Source organism: Streptomyces sp. W16 (assembly GCF_033194735.1).
In the GTDB taxonomy this organism is placed as follows: Bacteria; Actinomycetota; Actinomycetes; order Streptomycetales; family Streptomycetaceae; genus Streptomyces.
This window is the reverse complement of record NZ_JAWOAI010000117.1, coordinates 1-21,863: the sequence shown is the minus strand read 5'-3', so window position 1 is coordinate 21,863 and position 21,863 is coordinate 1. Positions and strand designations below refer to the sequence as shown.

19 protein-coding genes, 1 tRNA gene and 2 pseudogenes are annotated in these 21,863 nt (G+C 66.1%); 7 read left to right on the top strand and 15 right to left on the bottom strand.

Features of this window, described 5'->3' with window-relative positions:
* Positions 1–385 precede the first annotated feature (385 nt).
* Positions 386–934 (top strand): hypothetical protein, encoded by a 549-nt coding sequence (locus R6V09_RS17910; protein WP_317882410.1) that lies wholly within the window; start codon positions 386–388, stop codon positions 932–934.
* 70 nt (positions 935–1,004) lie between these two features.
* Here R6V09_RS17910 and R6V09_RS17905 read toward each other — a convergent pair whose 3' ends face one another.
* From R6V09_RS17905 to R6V09_RS17875, 7 genes are all read right to left on the bottom strand, one after another.
* Entirely contained in the window at positions 1,005–2,417 is a 1,413-nt protein-coding gene (locus R6V09_RS17905; protein WP_317882409.1) for an IS4 family transposase, read from the bottom strand.
* A gap of 237 nt (positions 2,418–2,654) precedes the next feature.
* The gene (locus R6V09_RS17900) at positions 2,655–3,821 is read right to left on the bottom strand and encodes a lipid-transfer protein (protein WP_317882408.1); all 1,167 of its coding nucleotides are present in this window, start codon (positions 3,819–3,821) and stop codon (positions 2,655–2,657) included.
* Positions 3,818–4,225, bottom strand: coding sequence for a MaoC family dehydratase (locus R6V09_RS17895; protein ID WP_317882407.1), 408 nt, complete (start codon positions 4,223–4,225; stop codon positions 3,818–3,820). Before R6V09_RS17895 ends, R6V09_RS17900 begins: the two co-directional genes overlap by 4 nt.
* 17 nt (positions 4,226–4,242) lie before the next feature.
* Positions 4,243–5,355 (bottom strand): acyl-CoA dehydrogenase family protein, encoded by a 1,113-nt coding sequence (locus R6V09_RS17890; protein ID WP_317882406.1) that lies wholly within the window; start codon positions 5,353–5,355, stop codon positions 4,243–4,245.
* A gap of 1 nt (position 5,356) precedes the next feature.
* Positions 5,357–6,400 carry a bifunctional MaoC family dehydratase N-terminal/OB-fold nucleic acid binding domain-containing protein gene (locus R6V09_RS17885; protein WP_317882411.1) on the bottom strand — a complete coding sequence of 348 codons (1,044 nt, stop codon included), beginning with the start codon at positions 6,398–6,400 and terminating at the stop codon, positions 5,357–5,359.
* Positions 6,401–6,495: 95 nt separating this feature from the next.
* Positions 6,496–7,776, bottom strand: coding sequence for an acyl-CoA dehydrogenase family protein (locus R6V09_RS17880; protein ID WP_317882405.1), 1,281 nt, complete (start codon positions 7,774–7,776; stop codon positions 6,496–6,498).
* 244 nt (positions 7,777–8,020) lie between these two features.
* Entirely contained in the window at positions 8,021–8,332 is a 312-nt protein-coding gene (locus R6V09_RS17875) for a hypothetical protein (protein ID WP_033285529.1), read from the bottom strand.
* Positions 8,333–8,701: 369 nt separating this feature from the next.
* On the opposite strand from R6V09_RS17875, the gene R6V09_RS17870 reads away from it, so the two are divergent.
* The gene (locus R6V09_RS17870) at positions 8,702–9,580 is read left to right on the top strand and encodes a bifunctional DNA primase/polymerase (protein WP_317882404.1); all 879 of its coding nucleotides are present in this window, start codon (positions 8,702–8,704) and stop codon (positions 9,578–9,580) included.
* Between the two features lie 269 nt (positions 9,581–9,849).
* Here R6V09_RS17870 and R6V09_RS17865 read toward each other — a convergent pair.
* Positions 9,850–9,936: transfer RNA gene (locus R6V09_RS17865), tRNA-Ser, on the bottom strand.
* 217 nt (positions 9,937–10,153) lie between these two features.
* Here R6V09_RS17865 and R6V09_RS54640 point away from each other — a divergent pair.
* Positions 10,154–10,255: pseudogene (locus tag R6V09_RS54640) on the top strand (IS5/IS1182 family transposase); the annotation flags it as partial.
* A 3-nt stretch (positions 10,256–10,258) separates the two neighbouring features.
* Here the strand turns inward: R6V09_RS54640 and R6V09_RS17860 are convergent.
* On the bottom strand, positions 10,259–12,868 hold the full coding sequence (locus R6V09_RS17860) for a S8 family peptidase (RefSeq protein ID WP_317882403.1): 2,610 nt from the start codon (positions 12,866–12,868) through the stop codon (positions 10,259–10,261).
* Positions 12,869–12,877: 9 nt separating this feature from the next.
* Entirely contained in the window at positions 12,878–13,852 is a 975-nt protein-coding gene (locus R6V09_RS17855) for an AAA family ATPase (RefSeq protein WP_317882402.1), read from the bottom strand.
* Positions 13,853–14,263: 411 nt separating this feature from the next.
* On the opposite strand from R6V09_RS17855, the gene R6V09_RS17850 reads away from it, so the two are divergent.
* Positions 14,264–14,797, top strand: a complete 534-nt coding sequence (locus tag R6V09_RS17850) for an NUDIX hydrolase (protein ID WP_317882401.1) — start codon at positions 14,264–14,266, stop codon at positions 14,795–14,797.
* Here the strand turns inward: R6V09_RS17850 and R6V09_RS17845 are convergent.
* Positions 14,775–16,115 carry a tetratricopeptide repeat protein gene (locus R6V09_RS17845; protein ID WP_317882400.1) on the bottom strand — a complete coding sequence of 447 codons (1,341 nt, stop codon included), beginning with the start codon at positions 16,113–16,115 and terminating at the stop codon, positions 14,775–14,777. The two genes, R6V09_RS17850 and R6V09_RS17845, sit on opposite strands and share 23 nt — an antisense overlap.
* A 113-nt stretch (positions 16,116–16,228) precedes the next feature.
* Here R6V09_RS17845 and R6V09_RS17840 point away from each other — a divergent pair, with 113 nt between their 5' ends.
* From R6V09_RS17840 to R6V09_RS17830, 3 genes are all read left to right on the top strand, one after another.
* Entirely contained in the window at positions 16,229–16,471 is a 243-nt protein-coding gene (locus R6V09_RS17840) for a hypothetical protein (RefSeq protein WP_093628014.1), read from the top strand.
* A 195-nt stretch (positions 16,472–16,666) separates the two neighbouring features.
* Complete coding sequence (locus R6V09_RS17835) at positions 16,667–17,110, top strand: glycine-rich domain-containing protein (RefSeq protein WP_317882399.1); 444 nt, start codon at positions 16,667–16,669, stop codon at positions 17,108–17,110.
* Positions 17,111–17,181: 71 nt separating this feature from the next.
* A complete protein-coding gene (locus R6V09_RS17830) occupies positions 17,182–18,018 on the top strand; it encodes a protein kinase domain-containing protein (protein WP_317882398.1) in 837 nt (278 codons plus the stop codon).
* Between the two features lie 435 nt (positions 18,019–18,453).
* Here the strand turns inward: R6V09_RS17830 and R6V09_RS17825 are convergent, their stop codons facing one another.
* The 4 genes and pseudogenes from R6V09_RS17825 to R6V09_RS17810 all read right to left on the bottom strand — a co-directional run.
* A complete protein-coding gene (locus R6V09_RS17825; protein ID WP_317882397.1) occupies positions 18,454–19,548 on the bottom strand; it encodes an alanine racemase in 1,095 nt (364 codons plus the stop codon).
* 207 nt (positions 19,549–19,755) lie between these two features.
* Positions 19,756–20,579 (bottom strand): annotated as a pseudogene (locus tag R6V09_RS17820) (GNAT family N-acetyltransferase).
* Between the two features lie 91 nt (positions 20,580–20,670).
* Positions 20,671–21,609, bottom strand: coding sequence for a CU044_5270 family protein (locus R6V09_RS17815; RefSeq protein WP_317882396.1), 939 nt, complete (start codon positions 21,607–21,609; stop codon positions 20,671–20,673).
* Positions 21,602–21,863 (bottom strand): RNA polymerase sigma factor (locus tag R6V09_RS17810; RefSeq protein ID WP_317882395.1); only part of this gene is annotated, 262 nt, incomplete at its 5' end. The genes R6V09_RS17810 and R6V09_RS17815, both read right to left, overlap by 8 nt.

The following is a 21,863-nucleotide window of genomic DNA, read 5'->3' as shown; positions in this document are numbered from 1 at the left end:
CCTCGCGGAGACGGTGTTGGAGCGCCGGGTGATCGCGCTGGCGGAGCTCGCCGAGGCCGTGGCCGCTCCTGCTGAACAGGCCGAGTCGACCGTGCGACGGCGTTCGAGGCGCTGGTGCAGACGGCTGTGGTCATGGCTCCACGCTATGAGCGATCGTTGCTTCTGCGGATCGGCCGCAGGTCCCGAAGGGGACTCCGCCTCAGGTTGTAGTGGTGGGGCTGGCTCCACCTCCTGAAGGTGGACGAGCGACCGAGACGTACTGCGGGTTTACCCCTGGGGGCTGAGCCGGGCCGAGCCGTCCGGGTGGGCGGCTGAGGCCAATGCAGTTGCTTTAGCTCTCGTCCGCCCCCTTGCCGCGGAGATGTCCAAGCGGCAGGGTGAAGTCATGATCATTCCCTTCTTACGTGACGACACGCAGGGCTCGCTAACGGTGACGGTGGAACACGTGGATGCCCCCGCCGCAATCGGCAAGCACCCCTCAGCCCATGGCTTCCCGAGCTGTACCGCTGTGGTGGACTACCCGGGAAGGGGGTATCGGGCCCTCTTCGGCTGGGTCCAGATGGTGCGTTCGACCGACAACTCCTCCGCCGGTGCCACCTTCGGCATGGACCCGTTCTACCTCTTCGAGGATGCGCCGTCACCGTACGCGTTCTTCGGCGTCAACCCCACCTTGTTCGACGCCCCGTCCCGCGCCACGCGGGATCCCCTCGACTGGACAGCCCACAGCTACCTGGCATGGACACCCATGGATGACACCGAACGGCGAGTTCTGCCGCTGGCCGGCTTCTCCTGGGGGTTCAACATCGACTCGGACAGTCGCATCACGCTGCAACCTGTACAGACGTTGTCACCTGGGGACTGGGACGCTCACCTGCGATATCTCGGCACCTCGTACCCAGGCTGGGTGTTCGACAAGTGGCAGCCCGAACTGTGACTGCGCGACCTGGTCGCGGGAGAACTGAACGACATAGCGCAGCCCGGTGGCCGCCGGGGCTTCACTTCCGTTAGGGCGGGGTCGGGGTCGGCTTGGGCACGGGTCTCCCCGCCCGCCGGTCGGTCTTGGCCTTCTTGGTCTGGCTGAGGATCCAGCGGCCCGGCTCGACCACCCCCCGTTTGGCGCGGGTCCGCAGTACAGGCCACCGGTTGGGCTTCTTGACCGCACGTGGGCAGTTCCGGCCCCGGCGAGCTGGAAGCAAGCGGCTGCGCGCCTCCTGCCGACCCTCGGTGAGGGAGCGGGTGAGCGTTTCCATGCTGGCTCCGAGCTGGGACGGAACGCTTCGGCGGACGATGCGGACACATTTGAGGTAGGAAACCCGGTCCGCGTCCACGGCGGGTCCAGCAAGGGCTGCGGTGTGGGCGAATCGGCGGATCGCGTGGTGGACAGAGAGGTAGGCCCACAGCTCCTGCCGGACGCCTTCCGGTGTGCGGGACCGAATCGGCCCGCCAGGGCCCAGGTGGTTCTTGATCTCGTCGAAGGCGAGCTCGATCTCCCAGCGTTCCCGGTAGAGCGCGATCAGTTCGGCCGCCGGGTACTGCTCGGGATCGAGCAGTGTCGTGCCGAGGAAGACGACTTTGTCATCCTTAGAGAAGGTGATGACGCGGTAGGTCGTGTGCTTGGGCAGGGTCCGGCCTTCCCTGCTCGCCCTGAGCCGGACCTCCTTGCCCGGCCGCGCCATCGACAAGTACGAGCCGTCGGGTAGCCGCTCTTGAAGGGTGCCGAGGTGATTGGACTGGAGCCTGACCAGGAGGTCCGCGCCGGCCGCGGTGAAGGTATGGGCGAACTCGACCGACCAGAAGCCGCGGTCGGCGATGACCAGGTCGCCTGGGCCAGTGGAGCCCGCCAACGGGTAGGCGAGGCTGCGTTCGCCGTCGCGGTAGCCGCCCAGGCGGGCATCGAGGACTCCGTGGGTTCCGATCTCGGCGAGCACCACTGCCCTGACCTGGGGGAACCCGAAGGGGACGCCGCCGGTGTTGGAGGGGCCGTCGAAGGTGTCGCCGTTGCTCGTCGAATCCGGAAGATCGAACTGGGTGCCGTCCAGGGCGAGGAGCCGCAGCCCTCGCCACCACGCGCCGGGCGTGTCTGCGGTGGCGAGTGGGCCAGCGACCTGCCGGAACACCGTCTCCAGCACGTTCTCCCCGAGCCGAGCGCGAGCCCGGCACAATGACGACCGGTTCACCTGCGCGAGGGCCCGGCTGCCCGGGATACCGCTGGTCAGCACCCGCAGCACCTCCTCGTACGACTCCCGGGCGAAGAGACACAGGGCCAGAACGAAGTACACGACCAGCCGGGCGGGCAGGAGTCGGCGGCGCTGCTCGGCCCGGTCGTACTCGGCTATCGCCATGTCCACCAGTTCGGCGGTGAACACCTTCGTCAGAATCCCGATCCGCACCCGCTGGCCCGCGCCCCACCCCGTCACATGCGGGGCAACGATCTCCGCAGTTCAAAAGCAACTGCATTGGGCGGCTGAGGCCCCTGGGGGTTCGGCCGTCCGGGGTCGGCCGCTGCCGACTTACCTCTGGGGGTTCAGTCGTCCGGGGTCGGTCGTCCGGGGTCGGTCGAGGCCCTTGGGGATTCAGCCGTCCAGGTCGGCCAGGCTCGGGTGTCTGCGGCGAGCCGGGGGTCAGTCGTCGGCGGTGAGCCGGGGCTCAAGAGCTCAGGCGTCGGCGGTGAGGATCAGCCCGGAGGTCGGCACCCCGGTGCCCGCCGTCACCAGTACCCGCCCGGCCCCCGGTATCCGGTTCACGGCGGTCCCGCGCAGCTGTCGGACGCCTTCCGCGATCCCGTTCATCCCGTGCAGATACGCCTCCCCGAGCTGTCCCCCGTGCGTGTTGACCGGCACCCGCTCCTCGGCCACGAAGTCCGCCGCCTCCCCCTTTCCGCAGAACCCGAACTCCTCCAACTGCATCAGCACGAACGGCGTGAAGTGGTCGTAGAGGATCGCCACGTCCATGTCGTCCGGCCCGAGCCCGGCCGTCCGCCACAGCTGCCGTGCGACCACGCCCATCTCCGGAAGGCCGGTCAGGTCGTCGCGGTAGAAGCTGGTCATCTGTTCCTGCGCCCGCCCGGCGCCCTGGGCCGCCGCCGCGACGACCGCGGGCGGGCGCGGCAGGTCACGGGCCCGCTCCACGGACGTGACGACGATCGCCTGGGCGCCGTCCGTCTCCTGGCAGCAGTCCAGCAGCCGCAGCGGCTCCACTATCCAGCGCGAGGCCGCGTGCTCGGCGAGGGTGATCGGTCTGCCGTGGAAGTACGCCGCCGGGTTGGTCGCCGCGTACTTGCGGTCCACGACCGCCACCTGCCCGAACACCTCCGGAGTCAGGCCGTACGTGTGCAGATACCGTTGCGCCGCCATCGCCACCCACGACGCCGGGGTGAGCAGCCCGAACGGCAGCGACCAGCCGAGCGCCGCGCCCTCCGCCGACGGTTCGCGGTGCTGGACGCCCGAGCCGAATCTGCGTCCCGACCGCTCGTTGAAGGCGCGGTAGCAGACGACCACCTCGGCGACTCCCGCCGCCACCGCCAGCGCCGCCTGCTGGACGGTCGCGCAGGCCGCGCCACCGCCGTAGTGGACCCGGGAGAAGAAGGACAGCTCGCCGATCCCGCAGGCCTGGGCCACGGTGATCTCCGGGTTGGTGTCCATCGTGAACGTCACCATCCCGTCCACGTCCGCCGGCGTCAGCCCCGCGTCGTCCAGCGCCGCCCGCACCGCCTCCACGGCCAGCCGCAGCTCACTGCGCCCCGAGTCCTTGGAGAACTCCGTGGCCCCGATCCCGACGATCGCGGCACGTCCGCCGAGGGTGTCGCGGGTGCGGGCGCTCATACCCCGGCCTCCGTCGTCGTCGGTACGGCGACCCCGACCACGACTGTGCCGGTCACGTGCCGGCCGATGCCGTTCGTCCCGAGCACGCGCACCGTCGCGGTGTCGCCGTCCGTCTCCTCGACCCGGCCGGTCAACACCATGGTGTCGCCGGGGTAGTTGGGGACACCGAGTCGTATGGCGACCTTGCGGAGGACGGCTCGCGGGCCGAAGTGGTCCGTGATGTAGCGGCCGACCAGGCCGTTCGTCGTCAGGATGTTCATGAAGATGTCGGGGGAGCCCTTCAGCCGCGCCAGCTCCACGTCGTGATGCACGTCCTGGTAGTCACGGGAGGCGATGGCTCCGGCGACGATCAGGGTGCGGGTGATCTCGATTTCGAGCGGGGGCAACTCCTCACCCGTCCTCACGGCTGCGCCTCCTGCCCTCATGGCTGTGCCTCCTCACTGACGATCAACTCCCCCAGTTCCTGCAGTACTTGGCCCCCAGAGCCCAGGTAGGCGTCCAACTGGCGCCCCCACAGGAAGTGCCGGTGGACCGGATGGTCCAGGTCGGCTCCCGCGCCACCGTGCAGATGCTGACCCGTGTGGACAACCCGCGGGCCCGCCTCGGACGCCCACCAGGCCGCGGTCAGCGCGTGCGTGGCGTACGGCAGCCCCGCGTCGCGCCGCCAGGCCGCCTCGTACGCCGTCACGCGTATCGCCTCGATGTCCATGTACGCGTCGGCTGCCCGGAGTTGGACCGCCTGCCGAGTGGCCAGCGGGCGCCCGAACTGCTCCCGCGCGTTGACATGCGCCACGGCCCGCGCGAGCGACCCCGCGCAGACCCCGGCCTGAAGACCGGCGAAGGCGGTACGGGCGGTGGCCAGGACGTCGGCATGGGCGGAGGGCAGAACAGTGCCATGGGTGGGGGCCAGGACATCGGCATGGGCCTCCGTGGCGCCGAGCCGTTCCGCCGCCGCGCCGTCGAGGGTCAACCGCCCCGCAGACCACGGTGCCGTCAGCTCGACCGGTTCGACGTGCGTGGCATCCGTGACCGGCGTCAGCCACAACTCGCCGTGATCGTCGGCGACAAGGACATGCGTGGCATCGCGCAGCCAGGGGACGACAGGGACCGTACCGGTCAACTCACCGTGTACGGCAGCCCGTTCACCGTCACGCCGCTCGCCCCCCGACCGCACACTCCCCTGTGCCGGAAACGCCCCGCACACCACCACCGAGCCGTCCCCGATGCCCGGCAACAACCGCTCCCGCTGCTCGGGCGAACCGTGTGCCGCCACCGCCAGCAGCCCGTACACGCAGGTCGAGGCGAAGGGCACCTGGGCCGTCGTCCGCCCCTGTTCCTCCAGGAGGAGGACGAGGCCGAGCAGACCCAACTCCTCGACGGCACCGACCAGTCCGGCGGCACACAGGGCCTTCCACAGCTCGGGGTCGCTGCCTGTCCCGGCCGCCGTGAGCCGCTCGGGTGTCGCGAGGTCGCCGAAGATACGGGCGGCGAGGTCACGGGCCGCCGCCTGTTCCTCCGTGGGGGTGAAGTCCATGTCAGTCCGCCCCGCCCTCTCGGCCTTCCAGGACCCGGAAGACGGGGAGGACCAACGCGGCGCCCTCGTCTCCGTCTCCGTGTCCGTCTCCGGGTCCGTCTCCGTCCTTGTCTTCGTCCCTGCGCTCGTGCTTGCCTTCGTCGTCGTACCGCCGGAATTCGAGCCGTACCGGCAGCCCGATGCGCACCTTGTCGTACGGCACCCCCACCACGTTGCTCACGATCCGCACACCCTCGGCGAGTTCGATCAGTCCGACGGCGTACGGGGGGTCAAAGGCGGGGAAGGGCGGGTGGTGCATCACCACGTACGAGTAGACGGTCCCCTCGCCGCTCGCCTCGACGGTGTCCCAGTTCAGGCCGCCGCAGGTGTTGCAGCCCGGCAGCCAGGGGTGGCGCAGGGTCCCGCAGCTCGTGCAGCGCTGGATGAGGAGTTGATGCCGCTCCACCCCCTCCCAGAAGCCGGCGTTGTCCCGGTTGACGACGGGGCGGGGCCGGCGGGCGCGAGCCCCTTTCTCTTCCTGTTTCCCCTGCTGCTTCTGCTTCTTCTGCTTCTGTCGCGCGGGGGCGTACTTGAGGATGCGGAAGCGGTGGGTGCCGACGAGGTCCTGGCCCGCCCGCACGTCCATGCGCGTCGTGACGAAGTACCCCGTGCCCAGCTTCGTCGTCTTGCGTTCCGAGACCGACTCGATCACCGCGTCGAAGGTGACCCCGTCCCCCGGCCGCAGGGGCCGTAGGTACTCCTGCTCGCAGTCGGTGGCGACCACCGAGGTGCAGCCCGCCTCGTCGAGCAGGTCGAACAGCTCGTCGTAGGCACCCGTGCGTCCCGAGTGTCCGGAGAGGCCGCCCATGGTCCAGGCCTGGAGCATGGTGGGCGGGGCGACGGCGTCCGGGCCCGCGTACGCCGGATTCGTGTCGCCCATCGCCTCGCACCAGTGCCGGATCATCGGCTCGTTGACGGGGTCCTTGCCCACGCCCTCGACGGCGGCCGGACGCCCCTCGTACGCCTTGAGCCGAGCCCCCAGCTCATCGGCGGCCACCGTATTCATCGCCGCCCCCTGCCGCTCGCCCGTCACATTCACCACCGCCCCCAGCTCATCGATCGCCCCATTCGCCGCCCGCTCCTGCCGCTCGCCCCTCGCACTCACCGCCGCCCCCTTGTCATCCCGAGCCGCATCGTGGCGACGATCTCCCGCTGCACCTCGCTCACCCCGCCCCCGAACGTGTTGATCTGCGCCGCCCTGTTCAACCGCTCCAGCTCGCCGTCCCCGAAGACACCAGGCGATCCCGTACGCACCAGTCCCGTCAGTCCCGTCAGCCCTGTTGACTCGCCTGGTCCGGCCATCCCGCCCGCCCCGGCGACGTGCTGACATATCTGGTACACCGCCACCGTCGATTCGGTTCCCATGACTTTCACGGCGCTCGCGTCGCCGGGCGCCAGCCGGCCCGCTCCCACCTCGCCCACCAGACGCCAGTTGAGCAGGCGGGTCGCCGCCAGCCGGGCATGCGCCTCGGCCAACTCCGTCCGTACCCACGGCTCGTCGGCCCGGCGCCTGCCCGTCACCGGATCGGGTGTGCGGGCGGCAGTGAGCACTGCCGTGTAGAAGTCCTCGGCCTGCATACCCGTCGCGGCGAGGGCGACCCGCTCGTGGTTGAGCTGGTTGGTGATGAGCGACCAGCCCTCGTTCTCCGCGCCGACCAGGTTGGCCGCCGGGACGCGGACGCCGTCGTAGTACGTGGCCGTCGTCCGCTGCCCGCCCACCGTGTCGATCGGGGTCCACGAGAAGCCGGGCGCGTCGGTCGGGACGAGGATGATCGAGATACCGCGGTGCTTGGGGGCCTCGGGGTCGGTGCGGCAGGCGAGCCAGATCCAGTCGGCGTTGTGGGCGTTGGAGGTGAAGATCTTCTGCCCGTCGATCAGCCAGCCCCGCTCGTCCCTCGCACCCCTCTCACTCCGCTCGCCCTTCTCACCCCGCTCGTCCCTCTCACCCTGCTCATCTCTCCCGTCCCGCACGGCCCGGGTCCGCAGCGACGCGAGGTCCGTGCCCGCGGACGGTTCGCTGTAGCCGATCGCGAAGACGAGTTCCCCGCGCAGAATGCCGGGCAGAAGGGCGGCCTTCTGTTCGTCGCTGCCGTACTTCATCAGCGTCGGCCCGACGGTGTTCAGGGTGACCATCGAGACGGGCGCGTTCGCTCGGTACGCCTCGTCGAAGAACACGAACTGCTCGTCCGCGCCGCGCCCTTGACCGCCGTACTCGACCGGCCAGCCGAGCCCGAGCCACCCGTCGCGGCCGATACGGCGCAGCAACGCCCGCTGTCCCTGGGGGTCGTCCGCTCCGGGTGGTCCGTCCGGCATCAACGCGGCGAAGTAGGCCCGGAGTTCGGCACGCAATCGCTGCTGGCGAGGGGTGGGTGCGAGGTGCACGACGCGGACCTCCGGGTCGTCATAGCCGTACGGGCGAGGATTTCTGACTGTCCGTCAGATGCCTTGGACTGTCAAGGTCGTTCCCGCGCGCGTGGCACGCGAAAAACGCCGGCTCGGCACACGAAAAACGTCTGCGCGGTGGCACCGAAGCACCACCGCGCAGACGCGTTACGACCCCACAGAGCACACCTCACACACCCTCAGACGCCCCCGCGCATCCCCGCGCGGGAGTCGTCGGGCGCGGCTACCAGAAGTTGGCGAAGTTGACGGCGACGTTCGAGTTTCCCTGGTTGATGGCGGTGAACGCGGAACCGTTGACCTGGGCGGTGTTGCTCTGGTTCGAGGCCCCGGAGCCGACCGCCTGCTGCTGTGTGGTGGACGAGTTGCCCTTGTTGTCGTGCCCGACCCCACTGCCGCTGACGGTCGCCACACCCGCGTTCGATCCGTTGCCCGCGATGGCGCCGTTGTCCGCCGCCGCGACGCCGGTGAAGAGGGCGGCTGCCAGCGGGAGGGCGGAGACGGCGGCGATGACGCGGGCGGTACGGATGCTTGCCATGTTGTTCCTCCAGAACAGGGTACGTACCGGCTCCGTAGCCGGACGCACACGAAGTACAGCTTCAAGTACGGCTTCTACCTGGGCAGTTGGCCGACCGCCCCGGTGTGGTGCACAACGTCGCGAGACAAGAGTTGCCCACCGAATCCCCGGCGAACCAGACCGGAAGCGGTTATTCCCCCTGAAGCGTGATGACAAGTCGATAAACCCCTTTGCCTGCCTTGAAGCCGCAGTTCGGGGCGGTACGGACATCCCATCCCGGGCGACAGAAGAGGCGAAGCGTTCCGCCACATTTCCGGCGATCACCTTCCCCCGGGCGCGTCGACGCCACCCCCTCTTCCCTTTTTCGAACACTCGTACGAACATGGACTCATGGCCACCATCGACCGGCAGGCCACCACGCTGGCCCTCGCACACGCCCTGTCAGCCGCCGAACGCGGACTGGCCGTGATCCCCCTGTCCAGAACAAAACTCCCGGCCCTGCGCTCACCGCACCGCGACGACCCCGTCCCCGACCCGGTGGGCGTGGCCTGCCACGGCGAATGCGGACTCCTCGGGCACGGGGTCTACGACGCCTCCACCGACCCGGCACGCATCCGCGAACTCTTCGCCGCCGCGCCCTGGGCCACCGGCTACGGCATCGCATGCGGACTGCCACCGCACCACCTGATCGGCATCGACCTGGACACCAAGTCCGGCACTGACTCGTCCTCCGCCCTGCGCGAACTGGCCCTCCGCCACCTGTTCACGATCCCCGAGACCGTGGTCGTCCTCACCCCTAGCGGCGGCCGTCACCTCTGGCTCACCGGCCCGCCCGACGTCGTCGTCCCCAACTCCGCGGGCCGCCTCGCCCCCGGCATCGACATCCGGGGCGCCGGCGGCTACCTCGTCGGCCCCGGCTCCCGCACCGAACACGGCCTCTACGGCGCCGCTCCCGCCACAGCCCACCTCGCACCGGCGCCCTGCCCACCCTCACTCCTGCGCCTGCTGCTCCCCCCACCCCGCACCAACCACCCCACCCCCACCTCGACCGGCCAACACGGCCAGGGCCTCGTCCAGTTCGTCCTCGCAGCCCACGAAGGCCAACGCAACACCCGCCTCTTCTGGGCGGCCTGCCGCGCCTACGAGAACGACATCGGCCCGGCGCTCGTCGACCCCCTGGTCGAGGCGGCCATGGGCACGGGACTGTCGGAACGGGAGGCACGGGCGACGATCGCTTCGGCGGCACGGATGACGGGGCGGCGGGCGTGAGAACGGTCGAACGGTCGCCAGTGCACGCCAAGTCACCCCCTGCGAACACCGCGACGGGGGATGATCCGCTCATGCGCATACGAAGAGAGGCCCGCTGGGCCCTGTGGGGACTGTGGCTCGCGTGCCTGGCCTTCTGCGTCTGGTTCTTCGCGGAGGTGATCATGCTGTTCCGGCAGGCCGAGTCGTGGTGACGCGACGAGGGGCCACGAGCCGAACAGCGCACATGAGAACGGCCCCGACCGATTTTCCTGGTCGGGGCCGTTCACCTGCGGTGGGTGTGGGATTTGAACCCACGGTGACATCGCTGCCACGACGGTTTTCAAGACCGTTCCCTTAGGCCGCTCGGGCAACCCACCTGCGCACCCGCCCACCAGGGACGGAGCGGGTACAGCGTACCGGGCTCGGGGGTCGTGCGGGGTCCGTGGTCCACACGGGGTCCACTGGCTCTGTTTTCCGCTCGAAGACCTGCGACCTGATCCCTAGGATCGGACGCCCCCGCTGTGAGAGTACCGACGGCCTCCGGATCCGACCGCTCAGCTTAGCGATCATGCACGTGTGTATGCCGTCGTTGTTCCGGCAGACCAGCAAGGTCACCGGTTGCGTCAGGGCAGCCGGGGCAGCAGGCCGCCGACATCCGACCGTGAGGCATACAAGCAGCGCAACACCGTCGAGCAATGATTAATCAGAATCGCCCCCGAGACGCACCCGTGTCCGCAAACGAAGCCTTGCGGCGACCTCACTGTGAATCTGCAGCCTCGATTCCTCTGGAGTTTCTAGAGTCACAGCGAGACCGTAAGGAACACGTTCCGTTACCTTTCCTACCAAGGAACGGCAACTGACCTGAACAACGATGCTGTCTCCATCTACAAATACTGCAGCTCTCTCACCATTCATAACCTCATGCTGCACTGTGCCTCGTCGCACGCTCTGCCAGTCAGCATCAGTACGCTTAACCTGCAGCTCATTGGTACTCGGAATGAAATAGAGATGGGCAGCCCTGTGCTTCCTATCGCTACGCACGATGGGCGAGAAATAGGAAAGGGTAACGACAAACCTTCGAGGGACAGTCTTACCGGCCAAACTGGGCGGCAGTGGGAAACGGTAGACATCACCCTCCCCATCGGCCAGTTCACCCCAGCCAAATACGGTAGCCCTGTTGACCGCGCACAACCTCATACGCTCCGCATCAAGGACCCCGTATCCGTAAAAACGCGACAGAGCCTCTCGCAGTCTTTCTTTGGGGATTTCGGTTAGAGCATCCCTTATTTCTTGAGCCACATCCGGATACCTCACACAGTGAACCAGTGCCGCTTTCGTCAAAACGGCCCAGTACTTTTCGGGAACCTCCTTCCCATTAAATCGTACTCGACTGAGGAATTCGAGGAAGAGGCCACCGTGATGTGAAGTTAGAGCAGCCGCTCCAGACGTTCCATGAAAATAGCGAGTTCCATTCAGGGATCCAGGAGGACCAGCAGGTGAAGCTGTCAGCAATCCAGGGGCAATTGAGCTTGGAACAAAATTCAGTACCGTTGACTCCGCTTGTCCTCCACTCGGAAGCTGCCGGAAGAGGGTGCGCCCACCAGGTGCCAGCAAGTCAGGTTTAATGCTACGTCTATACCCCATACCAATTGCACTGACAGGGCTCGGAAGCGACTCAGTGCCACGCGGGGCACCGGGCAATGGGTCAATCCGATAGCCAGCGAGAAAAGCATCACCCGATGCATCGTCGTGGGAAGCACCGACACAAAGCCCATTAACCGCTTCAGACGGGCTAAGAATGCGGCGCCGTTCAGCACTCTCAACGATTATCCGCAGGGTTTCCTGCCTGATCTTTTCCGGTGCCAGAGTCTCGAAGGTATCGGGGGTATGCGGGAAAATGAGCGAATGAGGATGATTCCCGGCACTGATCACAAAAAGAACTTGGTATTTGTAGGCAAGCCAATCCAGCAGTCGCGCCCATGGGCTCATCGTGGCCGCGAGCTGCAGGCTTGCATCTCCCAGAGACAAGTTGACGAGACGCACTCGACCATTTCGAACCAGCTCCTCACTAGACAGGAGGCGCACGAGAGATCGATGAACCAAATCAATTGCTAGCTGATCACCAGGAATTCTCTCAGCTACAGAATTCCATGACTGTTCAGGCTTTAGAACCGGACGAACGTAAATTGGCCTACGCATCGACTCGGCTTCATTGGATCCGATGTCCCCATGCAGAATGAGGCTGGATACGGCCGTACCGTGTTGTCTGTCACTAGCCTGAACTTCCGATTCCCAGCCATCCGGATCATCGATGATGACGCCGTCGCGAAGTGAAACGTGTTGCGCTAGAGGGAAGCCATCCAAGACGGCGACTAGCGGAGCCTGCGTCGGACGCTGAGAGGACGGAAGAGTTTCAGGTGTCTCCAGCTCAGCGAGGTCTTCAAGAGGAATCGCGGACTGAGCTTCCGGCCTGAAGAATGCAATCTCCTGTGCACGAATCAGCGCAACATCATCATATTGCTCATCCAAGATGGAATGAATCGATTGGATCGGCAGGTGCGCAAGAATTCCGTGATAGCCAATATCGGAAATCAGACTACCGCCCAGAAATTGCCCTCCAGTCGATGTGACCAACGCTCGGACGCGAGCTTCGGCATCCTGCTGTCGACTGGGGTCATTCCTGTACCATAGTTCGATTTCAACTGGCACAGACTCCTGCCCGTCCTCCACTCTGGCGGCAAAGTCTTCCAAAACGCCAGTACCTCTGAGTCGGTCTTTAGCAGACCAGCGACGCAGATCAATCAACCGCTGGAATACATTCCTCCATGGTGTCAGCCCTCGCGGGAACTTCTGTCTGTCACTCTTGTAACCGTTCCAGAGTTTCAGGACATCCTTGAGGCCCTCTTGATTACTGGCCAGCATGAATAGCGTTCCGTCAAAATGAGCACCCGGCTTATCGAGATCAACAAAATTCCCTTCCCCGTCGATATCAGACTTGTCAACTTCAGCTAGGTACTCAAATCCCTTAATTTTACTGACTGCCTTGTAGAAATCATCAACGTCTCCGATGATTTCGAGCACCAGCACCAATTCGGGGTCTACTCCGGATAGTTCCGCCTCGATTGAGGCATTTTGCTTATCGAGCATTTCATGCAGAGCGCGCCAAGCTCCACCCAGCCTCGCCTTTTGAGCCGCTGCTCCAGGAAACCGCACATTGGATTGCGTACCCCCATTCAGCTTTTGGCGCTGCGCCTTGCCGTGCTCCGGAAAAGCCAGCAAGGGATAGGTTGACGAAACGGGTGTACTCATATCTGGAGATTATCCCCCTTCATGAACGCTTCGTGCGCGCTTTTCCCAATTAGTCAGAGTCCTCACCAAGAGCGCATCATCCGTACCTTCTAGATCACCAGAAAGGATCTGCCGGCGACGCAACTCTAGGAAGAAATCTTCAATCTCCGCATAACTGATGGGTCCAAGCTTGTCAATTATGGTGCGACTCGATCTGCCAAATACCATACCGAGTCGTTCCCGCAACTCCTGCGCAAAATAAGTTCGCTGGTCACGGGTAGGGTTTGGGAACTCCAACTTGAGTTGAAATCGCCTCCAAACAGCCCTATCTAGCAACTCGCTATGATTAGTTGCTGCACAAACGATAGCGTGAGAAGGTAGCTGATCAATCTGCATCAGGAGGTTGCTTACAACACGTTTCACCTCTCCAGTGTCATGTTCGTCGCCGCGTTCTTTCGCCAGTGTGTCAAATTCATCCAGAAATAGAACACAGTGTCGAGACCTGGCCTCCTCGAAGACTTTCTCGATATTGAGACTTGTTTCTCCCAGATAGCTGGTAATCACTGTCTCGTAACGGAGAACCAGCAATGGCACAGCCAGTTCAGCAGCAAGCGCTTCGGCCGTCGAGGTCTTACCGTTTCCTGGAGGACCGATCAGCAAAACACGGTGCCGCGGTTCAATATTGTACGCTCGAAGCAAATCGGCACGATGTTGTTCTTCAATTAGACTCTCAAGATCCCCCAACACGGCGTCAGGAAGACACAAGTCGGAAAGACGTCTCTTGGGATGAACCTCGGTATACCCGTCACTCTTCGAGTTTGTTCCAGGAGTGACAGGCTCCATTGAAGCTGTCTGACGAAGCAGGCGAACAAGTTCATCCGCCAGCACTGTGTGCCTCTTAGCCCGCTCTTCACTGGCGAGGGCTTCCACGCTGCTCTTGACACGTCGCTCATCCCGCGTGAGTGCAGCCTGCACAAGTTGAAGCAGCAGGTCAGCTCGGGCCATCGCTCCTCCCCGATCCCGCTTCCATTTATCACTCCAGTGAGGTATCCCCTACACGGACGCTCACTAGTCCAAGCATCCGGCATGGCACTGACATTCTTGGCCAAACAGGCTCAGCATGATCAGTCGCAAGCCTCTACGGTACCAACCATCACCGTCACTCTTGGCTATGTAGCCATACCGTAAGTGATGCTCGGATACTAGCCCTTGGAAGGTGCGGCCCAGGAACGAACTGGGCGGTTCGTTGCCCAGACGGAACTGCGGCTTGAGCTTCTCTCATTGCGCCTGACCGCTCCAGCCAGAATGTGGCCCACACGCAAGACATCTCGTCATGGTGACGCGAAAAGGGGCGAACGTGCACCCCTCTCCAGATCGGTCTGAGATCCTAGAGACCGATCGAGAGGGGTCGCAGGTATGGAGTGGAAGACGCACGGTGAGCGGCAGATCTACACGAACAAGTGGGTGAATCTGTGTCTGGTCGACGTCCAGCAGCCTGATGGGCGGAGGTGGGAGTACCACGTCGTTCGCCTGCGGCACCTGGCCGTGGCCGCCGTAGTCAACGACCGTCAAGAAGTCCTGATGATGTGGCGGCACCGTTTCATCACGGACTCGTGGGCCTGGGAGTTGCCCATGGGCCTGGTCGAGGAGAACGAGACTCCGGAAGAGGCTGCAGCCCGCGAAGTGCTTGAGGAAACGGGCTGGCGCCCTGGTCCCATCAAGCCCCTGATCTACGCCGAGCCAGCCAACGGCATCACCGACTCGCAGCACTACGTCTTCCGCGCGGACGGCGCTACCTACGCCGGACCGCCCACGGAGAAGAACGAGTCCGACCGCATCGAGTGGATTCCCCTCTCAGAGGTGCGAGGCATGATCGACCGCCGCGAGGTCGTGAGCAGCGGCTCGCTCGTTGGCCTGCTCTACTTGCTCATGGACGAAGCGATCCGCTGACCGGCGGGAGGAGTTCCCGTAGTCGTGCCTCGAAGGCCAGGACTACGGGCTCCTGCCTGTGTGGGCTCAACTGGTCGTAGAACTCCCTGAGATGGCCCGAGACTCGCTCGGAACCCACTGCCGACGCCGGCTCCAGTGCTTGTGTGGCGGTGTGGCACGCCTGCTCAAGTTTGCCCTGGTCCAACTGCGTGCGAGCCAGCCAGAACGAGTGAAACGCCCGGCCGCGTTGGTTGGTGTGCGCCTCGCGCCGCAATGCGTCTGCGATCAGAGGTTCCGCGGTCGCGGCTTCGCCCAGTCGGCCGTGAGCAATCCCCGTGTCCACGATCAGCTTCGTCTCGTCGAAGTACGTCACCCAGGACGGGTCCGGGTTACTCGCCTGGATCTGCTCGAAGTGGTGGTGCGCTTCCCCGATCGCCCGATGCGTGGAGTCCCGGTTGCCGAGCGTGGCGTGAGCGAAGGCTTCACGCATCGACAGCATGGACTGGACCCGTGGGGTGGTGTCGAGCGCTGACCAGGCCTGGTCCTGAGCGGCGGTCACGAGGGCCAGAGAGTCCGCAGGCTTGTCCTGGTAGGTGCCCTGCAAGCTCATGCAGGCAAGCACGTTGGCCATGAACTGGCGGTCGTCGATCTCCTTGGCCAGTTGCAACGCCTCGGTGAAGTACGCGCGGGCCTGGTTGTACTGACGGGCGTCGAAGTACGTCCAGCCGGTGAGGCGGGCCAGCTCCGCCGCAATTCCGTACAAGCCCTGCTGGATGGACGGCGGGCGGTTCTCCTTCAAGAGCCCGACCACATGGCGGAGTTGGCCGACGATGGCCGGCCTCAGAGCCTCGCCTCCGTGCTGGTCGTCCCGTCGCCAGTAGTCCTCGATGGACGAGCGAAAAGCTTCAAGTGTGGCCGCGCTCAAGCTCGTTCGCGTAGCCAGCGCCAAGATGCTGTCCACATCAGGGCCAGGCAGAGACGCGGGGTTCTGCTGCTCGGGCTCCGGTGCTTGGGGAGGCTCTCGCTCCGTGACCACGAGGGCTTGAGGCGTCTCCCACTCGCGACGCGCAAGCCCCAGCATGTGCCCCGGGATGCGCAGACCGTCCGAGATGCGCTCGACGACGTCCATGTGCTGCAACTGGCGTTGCCCTGCGATCACTTCGCCGACCCGACTTGGTGTCAGCTCACAGCGCCTGGCGATCATCGACGGGTAGATGCCCGCCTTGGTCTTCACCAGCCGGAAGACCCTGGCGAAGTCCCGCACTCGACAGGCATTGATCATCTCGGGATCGGTGAGCAGCCTGGCGGGCAGTTCCTGCGGCCGGTCTGTGTCGGGCATTGGCAAGCTCCCACACTGCGAGGGCTACGCAACGTCGCTGGTTCTCTACTTGCCGCGATATTACCCAAGTTGGGTAATCAGCCTGACCTTTTGGCGCGGGCCCCCTGATCGCGATGCTCCTTCACATGGCGAGCAACCAGCAGACCAGACCAGGCATCGGTGAACTGGCGAAGGACAGCGCCCGCGACCGGATCGGCGTCGTCATGGGTGAGGTCGGCGGTCGGGTGCAGATAAGGCCGATCGGCGGAGGCACGGAATGGGACGCCATGCCGGACAACGTGGTGGCGCCGAGTCCACGAGAAGAACTCAGCGCACGTCTGGCCATCAAGAACGGCAACAGTCGGGATGGGCTGTGACGCGCGCTATCAGCCGATACGCAGGAGTCCTGTTCGTGATCATGATCAGCGGCTCGTGCGGCCTGGTGATCGGCATGGCTCTCGCCATGGGCCAGTAGACCGGCCGCCCCGGACGGGCGCCAACTCCCCGTTTCCCCTTGCCCGTTCGGGGCCGGCCATCCAACCCACGCACCGCCACACACAAGGAGTACTCGCATGACGACAACGGCGAACGATCGGAAGACCGGTCGCGCGGTGGCTGGTGAGGAGCTGTTCGAGAGCCTCGCCCACTTCGTGGTCGTCCACAACGGCCAGCCGCCCCAGCGCGCCGAACGGATCGCGGACCAGGCGGTCGCCTTCCTGGTCACCGCAGCCACGGCCACCGTCCCCATGGTTCCGTCGGACGACGTCGACCTCGGCCTGCACGCGCTCATCCTTCACACGAGGGAGTACGCGAAGCTGTGCGACCGGTACGCGGGCCGCTTCCTGCACCACAACCCGAAGCCGAGTAGCGGGGGCCGCGACCCGGAGAAGGTAGTCACCTCGGCACGCGCCATGAAGGCGGCCGGGTTCATGGTCTTCGACGACCTGTGGACCGTGGGCGGCCGGAACCTCGCGCAGTGCGACTCGGACTGTGGCCGACCGTACGGTCAGGCGTAGCACCCACCACATCAGCGTCGCGGCCGGCCTCACTCGTGGTCGGCCGCGTTCGCCTGGAAGGAGAACAGACGTTGTCCGCGTCACCCCCTGAACTGCCGATCGTGGTGCTCGACGCGCTGATGCCCACGACCCAGCGCCTGGTGCTCAACCGCCGGGGCTCCATGGTCTGGGAGGTGCAGAGCCATCGGGGTCACTACGCCGTGAAGGTCGGCTATCCGATCGAGGCCACTGCCGACTGGTCCGCCCAGCCCTGGACCGCCCTCGCACCCGCCCGCGAGGGGGCCGTGCTGCATCGCCTCGGCTTCGTCAACTTCGCGTACGGCGAGTGGGAGCAAGGGACTTGGAACTTCCAGCCGTGGCACGATGGGCCGGATCTGTACCAACTGTGGGAGCCGTGCCGTCGGCCTGGCTCGTCCATCGCTCCGCATATCAGCGTGGCAGCGAGTTGCGTCCAGGCGTTGGCCGAACTCCACGCCAAGGGCTGGGCGCACGGTGATGTGCAGCCCGCCCACTTCATCATCGGGCCGGAGCAAACCCACCTCATCGACCTCGCCCTTGCCCGAGGCGGCAACGTGCCCGAGGGCTACGACTTCCCGTTCCGCGGCTGCCTCGTCCACTACGAGGCACCGGAGATCGCCCGGAGCGTGCTCGCCACCGGAGAAGCCGAGCCGACCGAGGAAGCCGACATCTACGCGCTCGGCGCCTCCCTGCTCATCTCTGCCACCGGCTGGCGGGCCATGGAGTACCCGGACGACGCTCCCCGCTCAGTGCAGAGAGAGGCCGTGGCGAATGGTCGGCGTCGGTCGGTGGAGGTACGCGGTCAACTGGGCGAGCTGGTCGACGCGATGCTCAGCCCTGCACCAGAGGACCGACCCACCATCTACGAGGTGGGCAAAGCCCTGAACTGATTCCGCAGCGCCGGGTCATCGGCGCCACTCGCACGGCTACGGCCGACAACACAAAGACCGGACCACCCCTCGGCCTGGACAGCATTCCGGGTGGTCCGGTCGCGGAAGCCCTGATCAGGACCCCGGCGCCGATGAGACCGAGGTGGTCAGCGTGCTCGAACGCGGGGCGCCTTCAACTCCGGCTCCGCATTGTCGAGTTAGAGAGGTTTCTGACCTGAGTCAGCGAAAGTCAACCGCGATGGTGGGATCGCCAAACGGGCACCCGTCACGTGTGTTTCCAGCAACCCCGCGCCGTCGGCCTGGATCGCCTGGCGCCGACGCCTTCGCCGTCGTTGCGAGCGCGAGGCCTAACACTTCCTCGGCTTCGCCGGGACCGCCGCAGCTCAGGTCTGTTGTCGCCAAGTCCCGGTCTGAAACGGTTTCAGGCACACGTCCTCACGTATTGGCACCTCGTGCCGTTACCGGCCAGCGGTCGACCACCTCACGGTCTTGGACGACCAGTAGCTCATCGGCGAGATTCACCGGCGTGCAGATGTGGTTGGGGACGACGGCGACCATCGACCCGAGTCGCGGTCCCCGCACCCCGTCCGGAAGCCGGACCACCGCGTGGTGCTCCCACAACCCGGTGACGGTCCCCTGCGGGAACTGCGGTAGGTAGCCGTGGCCTGTCACCCAGGACGATCGGTCGGAGCCGAGCACCTTGCTGCCGACGTCCAGCACAAAGCGGTCGGGGGCGGGAACGCTGATCACCGTCGCCGCGGCGACCAGTGCCAGATCCTCCACAGCACAGCTGCCGATGGCCAACTGGGTGGCGTCGTTGAAAACATAGACACCGGGCCGCAGCTCGTTCACCGCGCCCGGCTGCCACTTTCCGACCGTCGGAGTCGATCCGCCGCTGACCACGCGGACGTCGAGCCCCAGGTCCCGCAGCACCTGTGCGGCGTCGCCCAGTGTGCGTTCCTCATCCCGTGCGGCGCGCTCGCGCGCCTGTGCGTCGTGCCCGTAGCCGTGTCCCGGGAACGTGAAGACGCCCACAACATCCAGTCCCGCGTCGGCGGCAACCTTCCCGACCTCACCGGCGGCGGAAGGCTGCACTCCCGTCCGGTGGCTCCCGCTGTCGACCTCGACGAGCACCTGGACCCGCCGGGCGCTGCCACGGAGGGCCTCGCCCAGCCGCCGTGCTCCTTCGACCGACTCGACACCGACCCTCAGGGAAACGTCATCCGCCAACCGGCGCAGCCGCTGTGTCTTGTCGGCATCGAGCCACACGGGGTATGCGATGAACAGGTCATCGATGCCGACCCGGGCAAATGCCTCGGCCTCGCCGATCGTGGCCACCGACAACCCGTGTGCACCTGCCCGGAGCTGTCGGTCCGCAATCTGCGCGCACTTGTGGCTCTTGGCGTGCGGGCGCAGGACGAACCCTTGGGACTGTGACGCCTCGGCCATCCGCGAGATGTTGCTGTCCAGAACCATCGGATCGACCACGAGGGCCGGCGTAGCCAGCCCATCGGGCAGCGATATCGACATCTCTTGCCTCCCGCCACGGAACACGTCGAGACGATCATGGCAGATCGGCGGAGCGCGGCCACAGGGTCATCACCCCGTGCCGTACGTACCCGTTGAGACGATTTCCTGGGCTGCTCCGGCAAGCCACCTGCACCCCTCACCAGCCGATCCGGTCCCGCAGTGCAGGGAGCCTCGACAGAGCGCCCGGGGCCGTCCATTCCGGCCCGCCTATTCCGACCCCGCCCCCAAGAAGTCGTACCCCACGAACTCCCCGACCGGCACGAACCCGATCCGCCGGTACAGGGCGCTGCTCGTAGCGTTCGCCGGGTCCGCGAACACGACCACGTCCGTCGCGCCGGCGGCCAGCGCGGCTCTGCTCACCTCGGCCGTCACGGCGCCCGCGTAGCCGCAGCCCCGGAGGCGGGCCGGGGTGTAGACGGGGTCAACCCGGACCATGCCGGCGGTCATCGAAGTCACGGCCACCGTGGAGGTGGGGGTGCCGTCCGGGGTCTCCCAGAACGTGAAGTGTCTGTCGGCGAAGCGCGAGGCGCCCCAGGAGCCGGCGTCGATCAAGTCGACGGAGCCGGTCTCCCCGACGTCGACGCAGAACTCTCGGCACCAGCGCACGACTTGGTCCTAGTCCTGGTCCTGGTCCTGGTCCTGACCGCTCGCGGCTCGGCCCCGGCCTTCCGGGATCAGCTCCGGTGGGGTGAGTGTGCCGAGACGGTGGAGACGGGCACCCCAGCCGCGTACCGCCGTCGCGCCCGTGTGCCGCTCCCAGGCCCCGGCGAACGCGTCGGCCGTGGCGTGGTCCGCGATGACGCCGGGGAGGTTCTGGCCGAGCCCGGCCAGGTGCGCCACGAGGGTGTCGGCCTGCTCGGGGGTGAGCGTGGTGGGGTTCAGGTGGCGGTGGGCGGTCATGCGGTAGAAGGCCACGTGGATCTCGCCTCCTCGTTCCAGTCGGCCGAACACCGGAGCTTCGACGCCAGGTTGGTCCACTCCACGAGGAACTCGTCGACGTCATGCGTGAGGTGCCAGTCGTCCGGTCGCATGGCTCATGGTGTCGCAGGACTCATGGTGACGGGGGCGCCGCCCACTGAGCGACACCCCCTGCGACCTGCGCGTCACCTCCGCGTCACCTCGCTACGGCCGCTGCATCACCCGGTCCACCACGGCGCTCGCCGCGACGTACGACCACTGTTCGTATGTCTTCCCGGCCGCCGTGCGCTGTTCATGTGCGCCCAGGTAGCGGTATGTCTTCGCGTCGAAGAACAGGATCCGGCCGCCGTGCGCCCAGGGGGTTCCGGCGGGTCCCACGTACTGGATGCCGACGCCGACGCGGCCGTCGGCGTCCTTCTGGTGGGGCAGGACCTTCATGCCGGGGACGGCGGCGAGCGCCTCGTAGGCCGCGGCGCGCAGCCCCTTCGGCAGGACGGGGTTGCGGAGCAGGCCGGTGACGAAGTACTGGGTCATCGGCCAGTCGGCGGCCTTCATCGGCTTGCTGTAGTCCGGCTTGCCGCCCATGTCCCGCAGGGCGATCACCAGCTTGCGCGGGTCGGTGGGCATCAGCTTCAGGTCGGTCCACCTGGTCGGCGGCCAGGTGCTCTGGCCCGGTCGATACACCGGGACCCACTGCTTGTGTCCCAGTTCGCTCACGTACGACTTCTTGGAGCCGTCGACCGAACTCCAGCTCTCGTCGACGTATGTCCTGGTCGAACCGCCCCCGACCGGCGTCTCCTTGATGATCTCCTTGGTGTAGATGAACTGGTCGTCGCGCGCGGCGATCGGCTTCTCCAGGCTGCGGTCCTCGGCCGCCGCCCCCCGCAGCACGGTGGTCGCGCTCACCGTCTGGGTGTGGGGCGAGGAGTCGTTGGCGATCAGCACGGTCGTGGCGACCGCCGCCGTCGCGACGCCGGCCACCGCGATCCGCAGGAACGGGCGTCGCCCGACGGCCACGGGGGCGGCGGGGGCGGCGGGGGCGCTCATCGTCTCGTACAGGCGGAAACGGGCACGCGCGCGTGCGTGGTCCGTGAGCGGGGGTGCTTCCGCGTCCCACTCCCTCAGGAGCTGCATCTCATTCATCGTCGGATTCCTCAACGTCGGATTCCTCTCGGAAGGTTGTCGGATCGGATCCGCCCAATGCGTCACGAAGTTTTCTGCGGGCCCTGTGCAGCCGTGACCGGACCGTTCCCACCGGTATCTCCAGGGCGCGGGCGACCTCCTCGTAGCCGAGGTCGGCCCAGGCGACCAGCAGCAGCACGTCCCGGTGGCGGGCGGGCAACCGGGCCATGCCCAGGGCCAGTTCGCCGCGTACGGCCTGTGCGCTGACCCGTGCG